Here is a 16,176-nt window from a genome sequence, read left to right as displayed (position 1 = left end):
GTCGACGCACCGGTAAACCCACCGGAGGCGACCATGGAAAGTTCGGTCAGGGTGAAGCCGGGCGGGCTTCGCGCGCCTTGCGGTATTTTCCATGTGTTCCTTCGCCGATGAGGCAGGTCACCGGCATCCCCGCGGTAATGGCCTGTTCATCACCCTGGTACTGCCAGAGGGAAAACCAGATGTCGCCTTCCCGGTCGGCGATGAGGCCGTCGTAGCTGTGGGGAAGCCACCATCGGACCACACCGTTCAGGTTCGGGTCGGGATCCTTCGCAGTCTCGACCTGCCCATACGGTATCGATCCAGCGCGGCCCTGCCATCCGTTGAGGGCGGGCAGCATCGGCTGGTCACCACCGGCCGGGTCGGCGGGCCAGATCTTTCCACTGCGTGACAGCACATCGTCGTGGATTTCCCGGGCCAGTTCGTATGCCACTCCACTGGGGGTGCTCTCGCCGGGAGCAGATCCGAGGAGAACATTCAGGGCCGGGACAGTGAATTCGATCCACCATCCCGGTGAAGAAGGCTGCCTCAGGAGGCGCTCGGGAATCGTTTCATCGATGTGTACTTCGAAGCCGAGAGCCGATTCGATGTCGGCCGCCAGCAGTTCCGCGCCTCGACGCGCTGTCTCCTGGTCCATGGAGCTATCCTGCCGAATACGGAACGGTGCATCGGTTGATGGGGGTGACGTACAGGACCTTGCCAGCGGCGTGGGAGGCGATGACCTGGATTTCGTCGCCGGACTCGTAGACGTAGCTCCCGTCCGGTGGCCGGTCACGACGGCCCCTGCCCCCGCCGCGCGGAAAGCGCGCAGAATGGCACCGTGGCCGAGTTGGCGTTGACCGTCCGTCTGAATCCATCCGCCGCCGATGCCCGGCGCGGGGTGGTCCGACTGCATCCCGAGGCGCTGACCGCCCTCGGGCTACGGGAATGGGACGGTATCTCGCTCGTCGGCGCCCGCCGTACCGCGGCGGTGGTGGGCCGGGCACCCGCCGGGACTCCGGCCGGTACGGCACTTCTCGACGATGTGACGCTGTCCAATGCCGGACTCCGGGAGAACTCGGGCGTGGTGGTGGCACCCGCCGTGGTGTACGGCGCGCGCCGGATCCAGGTGAGTGGTTCCCGGCAGGCCACCCAGTCGATTCCGGCGGCGACACTGCGGCAGGCGCTACTGGGCAAAGTCGTGACCGTGGGCGATACGGTATCGCTGCTGCCCCGGGAACTGGGGCCGGATATTCCGTCCTCGGTGGCCAGTCAGGCGCTGTCGCGGGCCTTCGGGATCGCCTGGACCTCCGAACTGCTGACCGTGGTCGCCACCGAGCCGCCGGGCGCGCCGGTGAGTGTGCAGCCGAATACCGCGGTCGAGTGGACCGCCGGGGTATCCACCGGCGCCGAGCCGGCTCCGGTGCGGGTGAACGAACATCCGGGCCCGGATCAGCCACTGGCACCGAGCCATCCGGAGACGCTGGTGGGTGGCGCTATGCCCGGGGCCGTTCCGATCGAGGCGGCACCGCACACCGAGCTGAAGGTGGAGGATCTGGCCGGCGCGCAACAGCAGGCCGCGAAGCTCGCGGAATGGTTGAGCCTGGCCTTGGACGAACCGGAGCTGCTGAAGGTGCTCGGCGCGTCGCCGCGCCTGGGGGTGCTCATCACCGGACCGGCCGGGGTGGGCAAGGCCTCGCTGGCCCGGGCGGTCGCGGCACCACGGCGGATCGTAGAGCTGGACGGCCCGTCGGTGGGCGCCGCGGAGAGCGGGGCCCGGTTGCGCGCGGTTGCCGCGGCGGCCGCGGCAGTGGGGTCGGGTCGCGGCGGGATTCTGCTGGTCACCGATATCGATGCGCTGCTGCCCGAACCGGCCGAACCGGTCGCCACCCTGATCCTGGACCAATTGCGGGCGGCGGTGGCCGAACCGTGTGTGGCGCTGCTGGCCACCACCGCGCATCCGGCGGCCATCGACCGGCGACTGCGGGCGCCCGATCTGTGCGACCGGGAGCTCGCACTGGCGCTGCCCACCGCGGCGGTGCGCCGGGCACTGCTCGAGCAGTTGCTGCGCAAGGTACCGACCGGCGAGCTGCGCCTCGACGAGATCGCCTCGACCGCACCCGGGTTCGTGGTCGCCGATCTCGCCGCGCTGTGCCGGGAAGCGGCACTGCGGGCGGCCGCGCGCGCCAGCCGGGACGGCACCGAACCGCGGCTCGAGCAGGAGGACCTCACCGGCGCTCTGGAAGTGATCCGGCCGCTGTCGCGGTCGGGCACCGAGGAATTGGCGATCGGCAGTCTCGGCCTCGACGATGTGGGCGATATGGTCGAGACCAAGCAGGCACTGACCGAATCGGTGCTGTGGCCGCTGCGCCACCCCGATTCGTTCGCCCGGCTGGGGATCGAACCGCCGCGCGGGGTGCTGCTGTACGGCCCGCCGGGCTGTGGGAAAACCTTCCTGGTGCGGGCGCTGGCGGGCAGCGGCCAGCTGAGCGTGCACACCGTCAAGGGCGCGGAACTGATGGACAAATGGGTGGGCTCGTCCGAGCGCGCGGTGCGTGAGCTGTTCCAGCGGGCCCGGGATTCCGCGCCGTCGCTGATCTTCCTCGACGAGGTGGACGCACTGGCCCCCCGGCGCGGGCAGAGTTCCGATTCCGGAGTCGGCGACCGGGTGGTGGCGGCACTGCTCACCGAACTGGACGGGGTGGAGCCGTTGCGCGATGTGGTGGTGCTGGGTGCCACCAACCGTCCGGAACTGATAGATCCGGCGCTGCTGCGACCGGGCCGGCTCGAACGGCTGGTGTTCGTTCCGCCACCCGACGCCGCCGCCCGGGAGGCCGTTCTGCGCACCAGCGGCCGCGCGGTGCCGCTGGCGGAATCGGTGGACCTGGCGCGGCTCGCCGCCGATCTGGACGGTTTCTCCGCCGCGGACTGCGCGGCGGTACTGCGAGAGGCGGCGCTGGCGGCAATGCGCCGCGATGTGGACGCCGCCGATGTGACGGCCGCGGATATCGCCGCCGCGCTCCGGACGGTGCGGCCGTCGCTGGACCGTGCACAGGTGGAGTCACTACGCAGGTACGCGGAGTCCCGACACTGACCTTTTCCGATCTGTCCGTTATGCCTGACCTGGTGAAACCGTTGCCCAAGGGTAGCCGGGTGCGCGCGCGAAACCCCTAATCTGTACGATTGTCCCAGTTCGTGCTCGCATATGATGAGCGCGCAATACCCCGCCGCCGCCCCTATCCCGACGGAGGTAACGCTTGCTCGCCATCCTGCTCGCACACGCCCTGGCCGCGCTGATCGCGCCCGCCGCCGTGCGAGCACTGGGCCGCAACGCGTTCTATCCCCTCGCGCTGGTACCACTGGGCAGCCTCGGCTGGGTCGTCGCCCACTGGAACGACGAAGTCCGGATCCGCATGCCGTGGGCGCCCACCATCGATCTGTCGCTGGACCTGCGTTTCGATTCCCTGGCCACCGTGATGAGTGCGTTGATCCTGGGCATCGGCGCACTGGTACTCGCCTACTGCGCCCGCTACTTCACCGACGACGAACCGAAACTCGGCTCCTTCGCCGCCTGGCTGGTGGCCTTCTCCGGCGCCATGTTCGGCCTGGTCACCAGCGACAACATGTTGCTGCTGTTCACCTTCTGGGAAATCACCACCGTTCTGTCGTTCCTGCTGGTCGGGCACAACTCCGACAGCGTCCCCGGACGACGCGCGGCCCTGCAGGCACTGCTGGTCACCGGCGCGGGCGGCCTGGCCATGCTGGCCGGAGTCGTGATACTCGGGCAGTCCTACGGCAGCTACCTGCTCTCCGATCTGCTGGCGGCCGAGCACCCCCCGGGCGGTATCGCGATCCAGGTCGCGATCGGGCTGGTACTGGTCGGCGCACTGAGCAAATCCGCCATCGTGCCGTTGCACTTCTGGTTGCCCGGCGCCATGGCCGCGCCCACTCCGGTGAGCGCGTATCTGCATGCGGCAGCCATGGTGAAAGCGGGTGTCTATCTGATTGCCCGGCTCGCGCCGGCCTTCGCCGACGAACCCGTATGGCGGCCGGTGATCCTCACTTTGGGCTTGGCGTCCATGCTGCTGGCCGGGTTGCGCGCCATGCAGGTCACCGACCTGAAACTGGTTCTCGCCTTCGGCACGGTGAGTCAGCTGGGCTTCCTGGTGATGATGGTGGGCCTGGGCACACCGGATGCCGCACTCGCCGGTATCGGCCTGATCGTGGCGCACGCCATGTTCAAGGCCGCCCTGTTCCTGGTCGTCGGCATCATCGACCACGGCGCCGGCACACGTGATCTGCGAGAACTCTCCGGCTTGGGCCGAAGCTCGCCGGTCCTCCTCGGCGCCGCCGCACTGGCCGCGCTGAGCATGGCGGGGATTCCGCCGCTCTGGGGATTCGTGGCGAAGGAATCGGCCCTGGCCGCCGAACTCGATGCCGCGCCGCTCTCCCCCGTCGTGCGACTGGTGCTCACTGTCGGGCTGGTACTCGGGTCCATGCTCACCGTCGCCTACAGCGCGCGGTTCATCTGGGGCGCCTTCGCCGACAAACCCGGTGTGCCGGTTCCCGGCTGGCATGCGCCCGGCGCCGGGCTGCTGGCGGCGCCGGTGCTGCTGGCCGCCGGTTCGCTGGCCGCCGGCTTGGCCGCGCCCTGGATGGACGGCCTGCTGGCCCCGTATGCGGCGACCCTGCCGGGCGAACTGACCGAACATCTGCAGCTCTGGCACGGACTCACCCTGCCGCTACTGCTCACCGTCGTGATCATCGCCGGCGGTCTCGCCCTGTTCTCGGGACAGGACCGGTTCGGCGAATCGGCCACCCTGCTCGGCAACGCCGACCGCGGATACGACGCCGCCCTGCGGGCGATGGACCGGCTGTCGCTGAAGATGACCACTTCGGTGCAGCGCGGTTCCCTGCCCCTGAACCAGGCGATCATCCTCGGCACCCTCGTCATCCTGCCCGCGGTGGTTCTGGCCGTCGGGACCCGGACCGGTGTCGAATTGCGGCTGTGGGATTCCCCGCTGCAGCTGGTGATCGGTGCGATCATGATCGCCATGGCGCTGGGTGCGACCGTTTTGCGCAACCGGCTGGCGAGTGTCCTGGTCGTCGGGCTCACCGGCTACGGATGCGGCGTCATCTTCGCCCTGCACGGCGCCCCCGACCTGGCCCTGACCCAATTCCTGGTGGAAACCCTGACGCTGGTGGTCTTCGTCCTCGTACTGCGCGCCTTCCCGGCCGAGATCGGCCCGGAACAGCAGACCGGTTTCCAGATCGGCAGGGCCGCCATCGCCGTCGCGGCCGGGATCGCCGTACCGGTCCTGGCGGCATTCGCCGCCGCGGCCCGCAATTCCACGCCGATCTGGGAACGGATCCCCGCGGCGGCCTATGAGTTCGGTGGCGGGAAGAACGCGGTCAATGTCCTGCTGGTGGATATCCGCGCCTGGGACACCCTCGGCGAAATATCGGTACTCGTCGTGGCCGCGACCGGGGTCGCCTCGCTGGTGTTCCGCAGCCGCCGGTTCGGCGCCGCACCACGCGCCGCCGATGCCCCCAACTACAGCCCGGGCAAGGTGAGCTGGCTGCCGGCCGGTCGGCTGGTGGACCGCCGCGACCGGTCGATGGTCCTGCAGATCACGACCCGCCTGGTCTTCCCCACCATCATGGTGCTGTCGGTGTACTTCTTCTTCTCCGGCCACAACGCACCGGGCGGTGGGTTCGCGGGCGGTCTCATCGCGGGACTCGCGCTGGTACTGCGCTATCTCGCCGGCGGACAGTACGAACTCGGTGAAGCGCTACCGGTCGAAGCGGGCCATCTGCTCGGCGCCGGCCTGATCCTCGCCGCCGGCACCGCCACAGCGTCCCTGGTGCTGGGCTACCCGCCGCTGTATTCGACCATTGTGGAGACCTCGGTACCGCTGCTCGGCCACATCAAACTGGTCACCTCACTCTTCTTCGATCTCGGTGTCTACCTGATCGTGGTGGGTCTCATCCTGGATGTGCTGCGCAGTCTCGGCGCACGCCTCGACGACGAGCTGGTGCAGTCATGAGTGCGAATCTCACCCTCCTGATCGTGGTCGGTGTCCTGGTGGCCTGCGGGGTGTACCTGCTGCTGGAGCGGACCGTTTCGAAGATGCTGCTCGGCATCCTGCTGTTCAGCAACGCGGTCAACCTGCTCATTCTCACCATGGGCGGTTCGGACGGGGCGCCGCCGATCCAGGGCGCGAGCGATTCCCAGCACGGCATCATGGCCGATCCGCTGGCGCAGGCGCTGGTGCTGACCGCCATCGTCATCACCATGGGCGTCTCCGCGTTCGTCCTGGCGCTGGCCTATCGCTCCTACATCCTGACCACGAGCGAAAAAGTCGAGAACGATCCGGAGGATGTCGGGATCGCCGCGCGCCCGCCGGAGGAACCCGAAGAATGAGCCTCTCGCACGATCTGCTCGCCGCCTTCGCGCCGCTGCCGGTGCTCATTCCACTGCTCGCCGCCGCGGTGACCCTCGTCGTCGGCCGCAGTCCGCGGGTACAGCGTGTTCTCGCGACCGTCGCGCTCAGCGGCGCCGTCGCGGTCTGCGGTGTGCTGCTCTATCTCGCCGACCGCGACGGGACGGTCGCGGTCCAGGTCGGCGGCTGGGAAACTCCGATCGGTATCACCATCGTGGTGGACCGGCTCTCCGCCGCCATGCTGCTGGTCTCGGCGATCGTGTTGCTCGCGGTCGCGCTCTACGGCGCCGGCCAGAACATCGCCGACGCCCAGGCCAAACAGCCCACCTCCATTTTCTGGCCCACCTATCTGGTCCTCAGCGCGGGTGTGGCGATGGCGTTCCTCGCCGGTGATCTGTTCAACCTGTTCGTCGGCTTCGAGATCCTGCTGGTCGCCTCGTTCGTCCTGCTCACCCTCGGCGCGACCGCGCAGCGTATCCGGGCCGGGGTGTCGTATGTGATGGTGTCGATGCTGTCGTCGCTGATCTTCCTGATCGGCACCGCCGTCGTCTACGGGGCCACCGGCACCCTGAACTTCGCGCAACTGTCCCTGCGGATGGAAGCGATTCCGGACGGGATCCGCCAGGCCGTGTACGCGGTGCTGCTGGTCGCGTTCGGGATCAAGGCCGCGGTCTTCCCGCTGTCGAACTGGCTGCCCGATTCCTACCCCACCGCGCCGGCGCCGGTCACCGCGGTCTTCGCGGGCCTGCTCACCAAGGTCGGCGTGTACGCGATCGTGCGGACCCAGACCCTGATGTTCCCGGACGGCGGCTTCGACAACCTGCTGCTGATCACCGGGCTGCTGACCATGCTGATCGGCATATTCGGCGCCATCGCGCAGAACGATATCCGGCGACTGCTGTCGTTCACACTGGTCAGCCATATCGGATACATGATGTTCGGGGTGGGGATCGCCAATACGATCGGCCTGGCGGGCACGGTGTACTACATCGCGCACCACATCCTCGTGCAGACCGCGCTGTTCCTGGTGGCCGGTCTGATCGAACGACAGGCGGGTTCGACCTCGTTGCGCCGGGTCGGCGGGCTCGCCGCGGCCAGCCCGATACTGGCGGGGTTGTTCCTGATCCCCGCGCTCAATCTCGGCGGGATACCACCGTTCTCCGGTTTCATAGGCAAGGTCGCACTGCTGCAGGCCGGGGCGCAGGACGGCAGTTCGCTGGCCTGGATCCTGGTGGCCGGGTCGGTGGTCACCAGCCTGCTCACGCTGTACGTGATGGCGCGGGTGTGGAGCAAGGCATTCTGGCGGCCGCGGGAGCAGGCACCGGACGGGCACCTGGTCGCCGCGACGCTACCCTCGCTGGTGGAGGACAACACCGACATCCTCTACGACGAACGCACCGACCCGGGCCGCTTACCGGCGATGATGGTGCTACCGACCGCCGCGCTGGTCGCGGTCGGGCTGGCGCTCACCGTCTGGGCGGGTCCGGTACTGGGCATCGCCGACCGCGCCGCGGCCGAACTACAGGACCGCGCGACCTATATCGGCGCGGTGCTGGGCGGAGGGACGAAATGACCGCGCTACGTGGCCTGGTGAACCGCGACAATGTGCTGCGGGTCGGCGTCCTGTTCTGGTTGACCGTGGTGTGGGTCGCGCTGTGGGGGCGGGTGAGCATCGCGAACATCGCCGCCGGGCTCGCGGTCGGCGCGATCATCATGGTGACCCTGCCGTTGCCCCGGATTCCGGTACGCGGGCAGTTGCGACTGCTTCCGCTGCTGAAGCTGGCGGCGGTCAGCGTCTACTACGGGCTCGAATCCAGTCTGCAGCTGGCCTGGTTCGCCCTGCGGCCGGGGCCGCCTCCGGTCTCCGGGGTGCTGAAGGTCCAGTTCGCCTTCCGATCGGATCTGGTCCTGGTGCTGTGCACCAACCTGCTGAACCTGATCCCGGGCACCATGGTGCTGGAACTCGACCGCGAACAATGTGTGGTCTACGTACATGTCATCGATGTCGGCAGTGCGGAGGCGGTGGCGAAGTTCTACCGGACCATCCGGGTATTGGAGGGCCTGCTCATCGATGCCTTCCAGGGTCGCGCCACCCCGCTCCCGCCGCAGACCGGTCAGGAGGTGTCCCAGTGATCGTCGTGGCCGTGGTGGCCGCGGTCCTGCTGAGTGCGGCCGCGTTGATCACCGCATATCGCATCCTCGCGGGCCCCGATACCCTCGACCGCGTGGTCGGGATCGACTCCATCATCGCGATGGCCATCTGCGGCCTCGCGGTATGGGCGGCCTACAGCCGGGATACCAGCGTGGTACCCGCGATCGTCGCGCTCTCGCTGGTGGGCTTCCTCGGATCGGCCGCCGTCACCCGCTTCCGGGTCCGGGACGACCGATGAGCACGGTATTCGACTGGCTCTCCGGCACCCTCATCATCCTGGGCGCTTTGCTGGCACTGACCGCGGCGATCGGGATCGTCCGGTTCCCCGACACCCTGCTGCGTATGCACTCCGCGACCAAACCGCAGGTCATCGGCTTGATCTCGGTGCTGGCCGGTACCTGCATCCGGGTCTACGACGACCCGAACGTCTGGATGCTGGTGATGGTCGGGCTGTTCACCCTGCTCACCGCGCCGGTGATCGCCCATCTGATCGGCCGCACCGCCTATCGGGAGCAGTTGCACCGCAAGGATCTACTGGTCGTCAACGAACTCGAGGACGAACTGGATCGACCACGGCCGTGACCCCGTCCGGTACTACCGCCGGCGGATCCAGCGGGTCCGCGGTGGCGGTCACCGCGTCCGCCGAATCGGCGGGCAGCGTGACCTCGGGTGCCGCCGGCCGGTCGGCGCGGCGCCGGGCGAACCAGGTGGCGTGGAAACCCGCGGCCATCGCGGCCAGCAGTGCCGAGACGATCGACCCGGCGACCACCGGATAGTCGGCCATGTGCACGGCGAGGTACCGGTAGCCGAGCAGCAGCGTCACCAGAACCACCACACCGCCGGCGACCAGGCGGATACGGAACCAGCCCCAGCCGCGGTCCGGTTCCCGCAGCGCCGATTCCACGGTCAGGCAGAGCACCGCGCCGGCGACCAGGTCGACCCCGTAGTGGTAGCCGAACCCCAGGGTCGCGGCCAGTGTGCACAGCAGCCAGAACATCCCGCCCCAGCGCAACCAGGTGGGCGCGAGCGAGCCGTCGGCGTTGCGGCGGGTGTGCAGGAACAACGCGAGCGCCCAGGCGGTGTGCATGGACGGCATACAGTTGCGCGGCGAGAACGAGTCGAAGGCCATCGATTCCGGTGCGCGGTCCAGCGGTGGCACCACATTGGGCCAGAAATTGCCCAGCTGGAAACCGCCCCCGTCGGCCCCATAGGCGAACATCGGCCCGACCACCGGGAACAGGATGTACACCAGCGGACCCACCAGGCCCAGCACCAGGAAAGTGCGCACCAGGTAGTGGTTCGGCCACCGGCCACCGGACACCACCGACCGCAACTGCCAAACTGCCACCAGGATGGCCGCCGCGGGCAGTTCGATGTACACCCAATGCAGTACGGCATCGGGTATCGGACCCAGCGTCTCCAACACCCGGCCCATCACCCAGGCCGGATCGCCGAGCGCGTGATCGGCGAGCATCACGTACTGGTCCAGTACCCGCGGCCGCACCTGCACGGTGATGTGCAACCAGACGTCGCCGACCTTGGTCGCCAGAACCAGCAGGGCGCCCAGTGCCGCGGCGTGCAGTGCGTTGCGGCGTTCGGTTCCCGTCCAACGCAACCAGGCCACCAGTGCCAACGCCGTGAGCACCAGAACGGGACCGTTGCCCACCGTGAACGGTCCGCCCAGCAACAGCCGAACCCCGGCGTAGGCGAGATCGATCACAACCGCCGCCCCGAGGGCGATCACGCGGCGCCGGGTGGATATACCGACCAGCGCCAGAACCAGGCCGGCCCAGGGGACGGTCATCGATTTGGGGGTACCGACATAATCGTGGGCCAGGCTCGTCAGCGGGCCCTCGAAGCCCCGCCATACCGCCACACCCTGCAACACCAGCAACAACACCGGTACCGCGGCGACAGCGGCGACCCGACTCCCCCGTCGCGGCACCGATCCACGCGCCACCGGCGCGGCCACCGTATTCGGGTTTTCGACTAGCACCCGACCATCGTAAACGGCACGTGAACGGCAGGTCACCGGGCTGCTGAACAGCAGCGGACCGGTCGGGTCAGCTGTCGAGTTCGCGGACCAGCGCGTCCACCACCGCCACCAGATCCCCCTGCGACGCCGCGGCGACCTGCCGCTGCCGCTGATAATTGGCCCCACGCCGCGGAATATCGGCCACCGCGGCCAGCTCGGCCGCGCAGTCGAGGCGCCGCGCGGTCGGCTCCAGACGGTTCAGCAATTCCTCGAGATCCTCGGTGACCAGACGCTCCCGGTTGTCATCGCCCACGATCACGATGGCGTCGAGCCCGTAACGGGCGGCCCGCCATTTGTTCTCCTGCACATGCCAGGGCGGCAGGGTGGGCAATATCTCACCGCGCTCCACCTTCTCGTCCAGATACACGATCAGGCAGTGGATGAACGCCGCCAGCGCGGCCAGCTCCGCCCGATTGGAGATACCGTCGCAGATCCGCACCTCGATGGTTCCCCATTTCGGAGCGGGCCGGATATCCCAGTGCATACCGCCCAGCTGTTCGAACACACCGGTTTTCATCTGGTCGTGCACATACCGCTCGAATTCCCCCCAGTTCTCGAACTGGAAAGGCAATCCCGCCGTGGGCAACTGCTGGAACATCAGCGCGCGATTGCTCGCGTACCCGGTATCCGAACCCGACCACATCGGCGAGGACGCCGACAGCGCCAGCAGATGCGGATACGACAGCAGCAGGGCATTGAGAATCGGAAAGACCTTGTCCCGGTGCGAAACCCCCACATGCACATGGACGCCCCAGATCAGCATCTGCCGCCCCCACCACTGGGTGCGCTCGATCAGTTCGTCGTAGTGCTCGGAACGGGTCAGCTGCTGGGTGGACCACTGCGCGAACGGATGCGTACCCGCGCAGAACAGATCCACACCGAGCCGGTCCGCGGCCCGCCGCACCGTATCCATGGTGCCCGACAGATCCGCAACGGCCGCCCCGACGGTTTCGTGCACCCCGGTGACCAGCTCCACGGTATTGCGGAGCAGTTCCTTGGTCACCTGCGGCGTGCCGTCGTGCGCACGCAACTCACCCACTGCGTCGAAAACAGCTGCCGCGGTATTGGAAAGATCACGACTCGTCTTGTCGACGAGCGCGATCTCCCACTCGATACCGATGGTCGGCCGGGGCGACCCACGGAACGGCACCGGATCGATCCGCGCCCCACCCATAACGCCCCTCCGTCGTGCGTCGCTAACCGATCACGCCGCAGGCGACGCGGCCGCCCGCGTCACCGGTGCTCATCGTCTGCTGATCCGGGCCCGCACCACCCTCACGGGTGTATCGCTCCGGGATATTGGCGAAGTTGTCGGAGCCGGCGTGCACGATCAATGCCTTGCCCTGGATATCGCTCAGCGTGACCGTGTCGGTGGTGGTCACCAGATAGCCGTGACCGTCCTTACGCACCTGCAACGAAGTCAGATCGCCGCTGGCCGGATGACCGGTGGCACCGCCGACCTGCAGGTGTCCACCCGCGGACAGGAAGTCGCCGGGCGCACCACCGGCGGGCGGCGCCGAATTCGGCTCGCATTTGCCGTCCTGATGGATGTGCAGGCCGTGGAAGCCCGGGGTGAGACCGGACGCATCCACGGTGATCCGCAGATGGTTGCCGTCCTGAGCGATATTCGCGGTACCGATCTTCGCACCGCTCGGCGACTTCAACTCCACCTCGGTACCCGAACCGGCCGGGGTCTCCTGCTCCTCGCCGTGCTCACCCGCACCGGCCGGTGCCGGGGAGGATGTCCACACCGGCGGAGTCGTTCCCGCCACGTCGCTGGACTCCTGACTGTTCGTGCAGGCAACGAGGCCGAAAGCCGCGACAGCCAGCACCGGCGTCACGATCCGCCAAGACGGCCGACGAGAAGTGGACGGTGCCATCAGGGAACTCCTTTACGAGTACCGAGTTTACGGGTAGAGGGTTTCTACAACGATCTTTCGACGCATCAGATGATGCCACGACGCCCCTACCCACTCGGGACGCCCCCGACCTCCGCCGGCCGCGATCACCGACCGGTCACCACCACTACCACTCCGGAACCGTCACCCAGACCCGGAACCATCGGCGCGGTGGTGGCGCCGATATCCGAAGCCACAGCCGCGGCCGTCGCCTCGTCACCTGGGGCGCTGCCGTAGTACACGGTCGTGGCCGCGAGGGTGGTGGCGGCGTAATTACCGGTCGAGGTATTGGTCCAGCCGCGGGCCGTGAGATCGCCCGCGGTCGTCGACGCCAACCCCGCGACCATACTGTTGTTAAGTATCCGGATCGGTGCCGACCGATCCACACCACCGGCGGCCGCCGTAGTGGTGGGCACGGCGGCGGAGGTGCTCGCCGACCCCTCGGCCGCCGTGGTCGGCGCGACCGCCGCACCGGTGGTGGCACGCGGCGCGGCCAAAGCGGTCGTCGACGACGACGACGTCGCCGCACCCTCCGCATTGTCGGAGCTCTCGGAATCGGCACTCGACAGCGACATCGCGCCCAGACCGGCGAAAACGATCGACAGCGCGATCAGCACCATCGCCGTCGCACGCAGCGGCGGTCCGCCGGAGCCAGAGTTCGAATTGCTCACCCGCCCGAGCCTAGCGCCTGCTGTATATATTTGCCCCGCCTCCGGCGGGGCGGGTCGGGGCCCTCGTGACCCCGGTTCTTCACTCCGCCGCTCAGTCGCTGCGCTCCTTCGCTCTGTCGCTCCAGAACCGGGGCGGGCCCCGACCTCGAATACGACCCACCTCCGACACCACGCCGAGCCCCGCAACCCTCGCCTCCGACACCGACGACCGGCCGCAGCACTCGCTCCGACACTCCAGAACCCGGGCAGCCCCCGACCTCGAATACGACCCACCTCCGACACCACGCCGAGCCCCGCCCCTGACACCGACGACCGGCCGCACTGCTCCATCGCTCTGCCGGTCCGAACCAGGGCGGGTCCGGAAAGCCGGCCATACGGAGTGGATGGGAGATGTGAGCAGCGCACCCCGAACCCGGACTCGCGGCGCTGCGGTGGCCCGGGACGAGTCGGCTGCCGGGCCTCGCGCAACTGCGGGCGCGGCCCGGGATCGGCGCGTGGAAGCGCTACCAGCCCCTCGCGGGTGGCCGCATGTGCACGGCGACGGGCGGACCTGCGCTCAGACCTGGAATCCGAGTTTGCGTGCGGCGCGCGACTTCTGGCGACTGGCGCGCAGCCGGCGCAGGCGTTTCACCAGCATCGGATCGACGGCGAGCGCTTCCGGCCGGTCGATGAGAGTGTTGAGAACCTGGTAGTAGCGGGTGGGCGACAGCGCGAACAGTTCGCGGATGGCCTCTTCCTTGGCACCCGCGTATTTCCACCACTGCCGCTCGAAGGCCAGGATCTCGTGTTCGCGGCGGCTCAGGCCGCTTTCGGATTCTCGTGCCGCTTCGGTATCCGTATTTGCCGTATCGACCGGAGGACTGCCCTGACTTGCGGAAAGATCCCGCGCTGCTGCGCCGTCCATCTTGCTCCTCGCCGAGTTACCACCGGACGCGATCGCCGTATCAGGTCACGATCGGGTCACCGTGTTACTGCCTTGCGATATTCAACCACGCCGACCGGATGAGCGCTGCCGTCGACGTCCGGCGTGTCCGGGACGGTGGTACCAGAAGATCGACCGGAACCGGTTCGACCTGCCCGGACCGACTGCGGCGACCGCGCAGAGCGGGCCCTTTTCACGCCTCGGCACCGACCCCAATAAGCTCCTATCCATGTCAATCCTGCCCATCGTGATCGTCGGCGATCCCGTGCTGCACGGCCCTACCGCGCCGGTGACCGAATCGCCGGCGGAACTGGCCGGGCTGATCACGGATATGTACGAGACCCTGGACGCCGCCAACGGTGTCGGCCTGGCCGCCAACCAGGTCGGAGTGTCCAAACGTCTCTTCGTCTACGACTGCCCGGACCTGGCCGAGGACGGCACGGTGACGCGGCGCCGCGGCGCCGTGATCAACCCCGTGCTGGAGACCTCGGCGATCCCGGAGACCATGCCGGACCCCGACGACGACGAAGAGGGCTGTCTCTCGGTACCGGGCGAGCAGTACCCCACCGGCAGGGCCGATTGGGCGCGGGTCACCGGAACCGACGAGCACGGCGAACCGGTCACCGTGGAGGGCACCGGATTCTTCGCCCGCATGCTGCAGCACGAGGTCGGCCATCTCGACGGCTTTCTGTATATCGATGTGCTGGTCGGCCGCCACGCACGCGCGGCGAAAAAAGCGGTGAAACGCAGCGGCTGGGGCGTTCCCGGTCTCACTTGGCTGCCCGGCAGCGACCCGGACCCCTTCGGACATGACGACTGATCCGCACGGACCCGACGACGATGTACCGATCACCGATATTCCGGTGGGCGAGCGGGTCGTGGTGCGCTACCGGCTCCCCGAGGGCAGCACGCCACCGCTGACCGATGTGATCGGCGAGGTGATGGAGACGAATCCACTGACCGTCCTGGCCGCCGACGGTCATCCGGTGATGATCCCGGCCGCCAGTGTGGTGGCGCTGAAATCGCTGACGCCCAGACCGATTCGCAATTCGGAGATCCGAGCGCTGGAAACCGCGGCCGCTTTCGGCTGGCCGGGCTCGGAGTACGCCTGGATCGACGGCTGGCTGCTGCGCGCCGGTCACGGTTACACCCGGCGCGCCAATTCCGCTGTGCCCATAGGCGATTCGAACGGCCCCGCCCGGACGGGCCCGGAAACCCTGCACCGGATCGGCGCCTGGTACGCCGCTCAGGGACTACCGCTGCAACTGGCCCTGCCGGATCGACTGGCCACGGTCCCACCGGGCTGGAACAGCTGGGGTGAGACCCGGGTCCTCGGCATCGATCTCGATAATTTCGTCCTGCCCCAGGGCCCGTCCATGGTGCGTATCGCTCCGGAACCGGATATCGCCTGGCTCGAGATCCACCGCTACCGCGGCGAGGAACCCAGCGGCCACACCGCCACGGTCCCACTGCCCGAAGTGCTCTCCGCCGTCTACGACGGGCAGCTGGGCTTCGCCTCGCTCGGGCTGCCCAACCCCATCGCCATCGCCCGCGGCGCACTCACCACCGCCTCCGACGGACGCCGCTGGGTAGGTCTGACCTGCGTAGCGGTCGTGGCCGCCCATCGCCGGCACGGCCTGGCCGCACTCGTCTGCGGTGAACTGCTGCGCTGGGGCCGTGACCGCGGCGCAACACACGCCTACGTCCAGGTCGAGGCCGGCAATGTGGATGCACTGGAACTGTTCGGCGAACTCGGCTTCCTCGACCACCACAGCTACCGCTACGCCGTCCCCGGCGGCTCCGCGCCCACCCCGTAGCACCGCCACGACAGGCGCACAGCCGCCGTCCGCGCCGGGTGGTCGTGGTCGCACAGCGATCGGAGTCGTTCTTCCCGGAACGACGAAGCACAGCGACCGATCGCCTGCAGCCCACCGCCCCCGATCCGGCGACCCAGGGCACATACAGTGTCGTGCGGGTCGAGAGGAACACCTCCCGTTCCACTCCGGACGGCCCACCCCGTGGTCGGGCCCGCCCGGTTCTGGAGCGAAGGAGCGCAGCGACCGAGTGTAGGAGTGGATA

Annotated in this window: 15 protein-coding genes; 9 read left to right on the top strand and 6 right to left on the bottom strand. The window is 68.3% G+C overall.

Annotated features, from left to right (window positions below; genetic code table 11):
• Positions 1 to 46: 46 nt before the first annotated feature.
• Entirely contained in the window at positions 47 to 634 is a 588-nt protein-coding gene (locus tag ACWCPQ_RS13900; protein WP_449898279.1) for a hypothetical protein, read from the bottom strand.
• Positions 635 to 817: 183 nt separating this feature from the next.
• On the opposite strand from ACWCPQ_RS13900, the gene ACWCPQ_RS13895 reads away from it, so the two are divergent.
• From ACWCPQ_RS13895 to mnhG, 7 genes are all read left to right on the top strand, one after another.
• Positions 818 to 3,070: an AAA family ATPase gene (locus tag ACWCPQ_RS13895; RefSeq protein ID WP_449898277.1), complete on the top strand. Its 2,253-nt coding sequence runs from the start codon at positions 818 to 820 to the stop codon at positions 3,068 to 3,070.
• 163 nt (positions 3,071 to 3,233) lie between these two features.
• A complete protein-coding gene (locus ACWCPQ_RS13890) occupies positions 3,234 to 6,023 on the top strand; it encodes a Na+/H+ antiporter subunit A (RefSeq protein ID WP_449898275.1) in 2,790 nt (929 codons plus the stop codon).
• Complete coding sequence (locus ACWCPQ_RS13885) at positions 6,020 to 6,400, top strand: Na(+)/H(+) antiporter subunit C (RefSeq protein ID WP_449898272.1); 381 nt, start codon at positions 6,020 to 6,022, stop codon at positions 6,398 to 6,400. Before ACWCPQ_RS13890 ends, ACWCPQ_RS13885 begins: the two co-directional genes overlap by 4 nt.
• Positions 6,397 to 7,992 carry a Na+/H+ antiporter subunit D gene (locus ACWCPQ_RS13880; protein WP_449898270.1) on the top strand — a complete coding sequence of 532 codons (1,596 nt, stop codon included), beginning with the start codon at positions 6,397 to 6,399 and terminating at the stop codon, positions 7,990 to 7,992. The genes ACWCPQ_RS13885 and ACWCPQ_RS13880 overlap by 4 nt, the downstream gene beginning before the upstream one ends.
• The gene (locus ACWCPQ_RS13875) at positions 7,989 to 8,552 is read left to right on the top strand and encodes a Na+/H+ antiporter subunit E (protein WP_449898267.1); all 564 of its coding nucleotides are present in this window, start codon (positions 7,989 to 7,991) and stop codon (positions 8,550 to 8,552) included. Before ACWCPQ_RS13880 ends, ACWCPQ_RS13875 begins: the two co-directional genes overlap by 4 nt.
• On the top strand, positions 8,549 to 8,809 hold the full coding sequence (locus ACWCPQ_RS13870; RefSeq protein ID WP_030524676.1) for a monovalent cation/H+ antiporter complex subunit F: 261 nt from the start codon (positions 8,549 to 8,551) through the stop codon (positions 8,807 to 8,809). Before ACWCPQ_RS13875 ends, ACWCPQ_RS13870 begins: the two co-directional genes overlap by 4 nt.
• Entirely contained in the window at positions 8,806 to 9,153 is a 348-nt protein-coding gene (gene mnhG, locus ACWCPQ_RS13865; RefSeq protein ID WP_449898266.1) for a monovalent cation/H(+) antiporter subunit G, read from the top strand. The genes ACWCPQ_RS13870 and mnhG overlap by 4 nt, the downstream gene beginning before the upstream one ends.
• On the opposite strand, the gene ACWCPQ_RS13860 is transcribed toward mnhG, so the two are convergent.
• From ACWCPQ_RS13860 to ACWCPQ_RS13840, 5 genes are all read right to left on the bottom strand, one after another.
• Positions 9,113 to 10,531, bottom strand: coding sequence for a DUF5933 domain-containing protein (locus ACWCPQ_RS13860; protein WP_449898438.1), 1,419 nt, complete (start codon positions 10,529 to 10,531; stop codon positions 9,113 to 9,115). The two genes, mnhG and ACWCPQ_RS13860, sit on opposite strands and share 41 nt — an antisense overlap.
• Before the next feature lie 103 nt (positions 10,532 to 10,634).
• The gene (locus ACWCPQ_RS13855; RefSeq protein ID WP_449898264.1) at positions 10,635 to 11,780 is read right to left on the bottom strand and encodes a glutamate--cysteine ligase; all 1,146 of its coding nucleotides are present in this window, start codon (positions 11,778 to 11,780) and stop codon (positions 10,635 to 10,637) included.
• A gap of 22 nt (positions 11,781 to 11,802) precedes the next feature.
• Complete coding sequence (gene sodC / locus ACWCPQ_RS13850; protein WP_449898262.1) at positions 11,803 to 12,486, bottom strand: superoxide dismutase[Cu-Zn]; 684 nt, start codon at positions 12,484 to 12,486, stop codon at positions 11,803 to 11,805.
• Between the two features lie 125 nt (positions 12,487 to 12,611).
• Positions 12,612 to 13,175, bottom strand: a complete 564-nt coding sequence (locus ACWCPQ_RS13845) for a LytR C-terminal domain-containing protein (RefSeq protein ID WP_449898259.1) — start codon at positions 13,173 to 13,175, stop codon at positions 12,612 to 12,614.
• 556 nt (positions 13,176 to 13,731) lie between these two features.
• Entirely contained in the window at positions 13,732 to 14,079 is a 348-nt protein-coding gene (locus ACWCPQ_RS13840; RefSeq protein ID WP_449898257.1) for a DUF3263 domain-containing protein, read from the bottom strand.
• 247 nt (positions 14,080 to 14,326) lie between these two features.
• Here ACWCPQ_RS13840 and ACWCPQ_RS13835 point away from each other — a divergent pair, with 247 nt between their 5' ends.
• Positions 14,327 to 14,917, top strand: coding sequence for a peptide deformylase (locus tag ACWCPQ_RS13835; protein ID WP_449898255.1), 591 nt, complete (start codon positions 14,327 to 14,329; stop codon positions 14,915 to 14,917).
• The gene (locus ACWCPQ_RS13830) at positions 14,907 to 15,914 is read left to right on the top strand and encodes an N-acetylglutamate synthase, CG3035 family (RefSeq protein ID WP_449898253.1); all 1,008 of its coding nucleotides are present in this window, start codon (positions 14,907 to 14,909) and stop codon (positions 15,912 to 15,914) included. The genes ACWCPQ_RS13835 and ACWCPQ_RS13830 overlap by 11 nt, the downstream gene beginning before the upstream one ends.
• Positions 15,915 to 16,176 lie beyond the last annotated feature (262 nt).

The sequence above is a fragment of the Nocardia sp. NPDC001965 genome (assembly GCF_053594175.1).
Note: the sequence above shows the minus strand (reverse complement) of the source record. Positions and strands in the feature narration are given on the sequence as shown.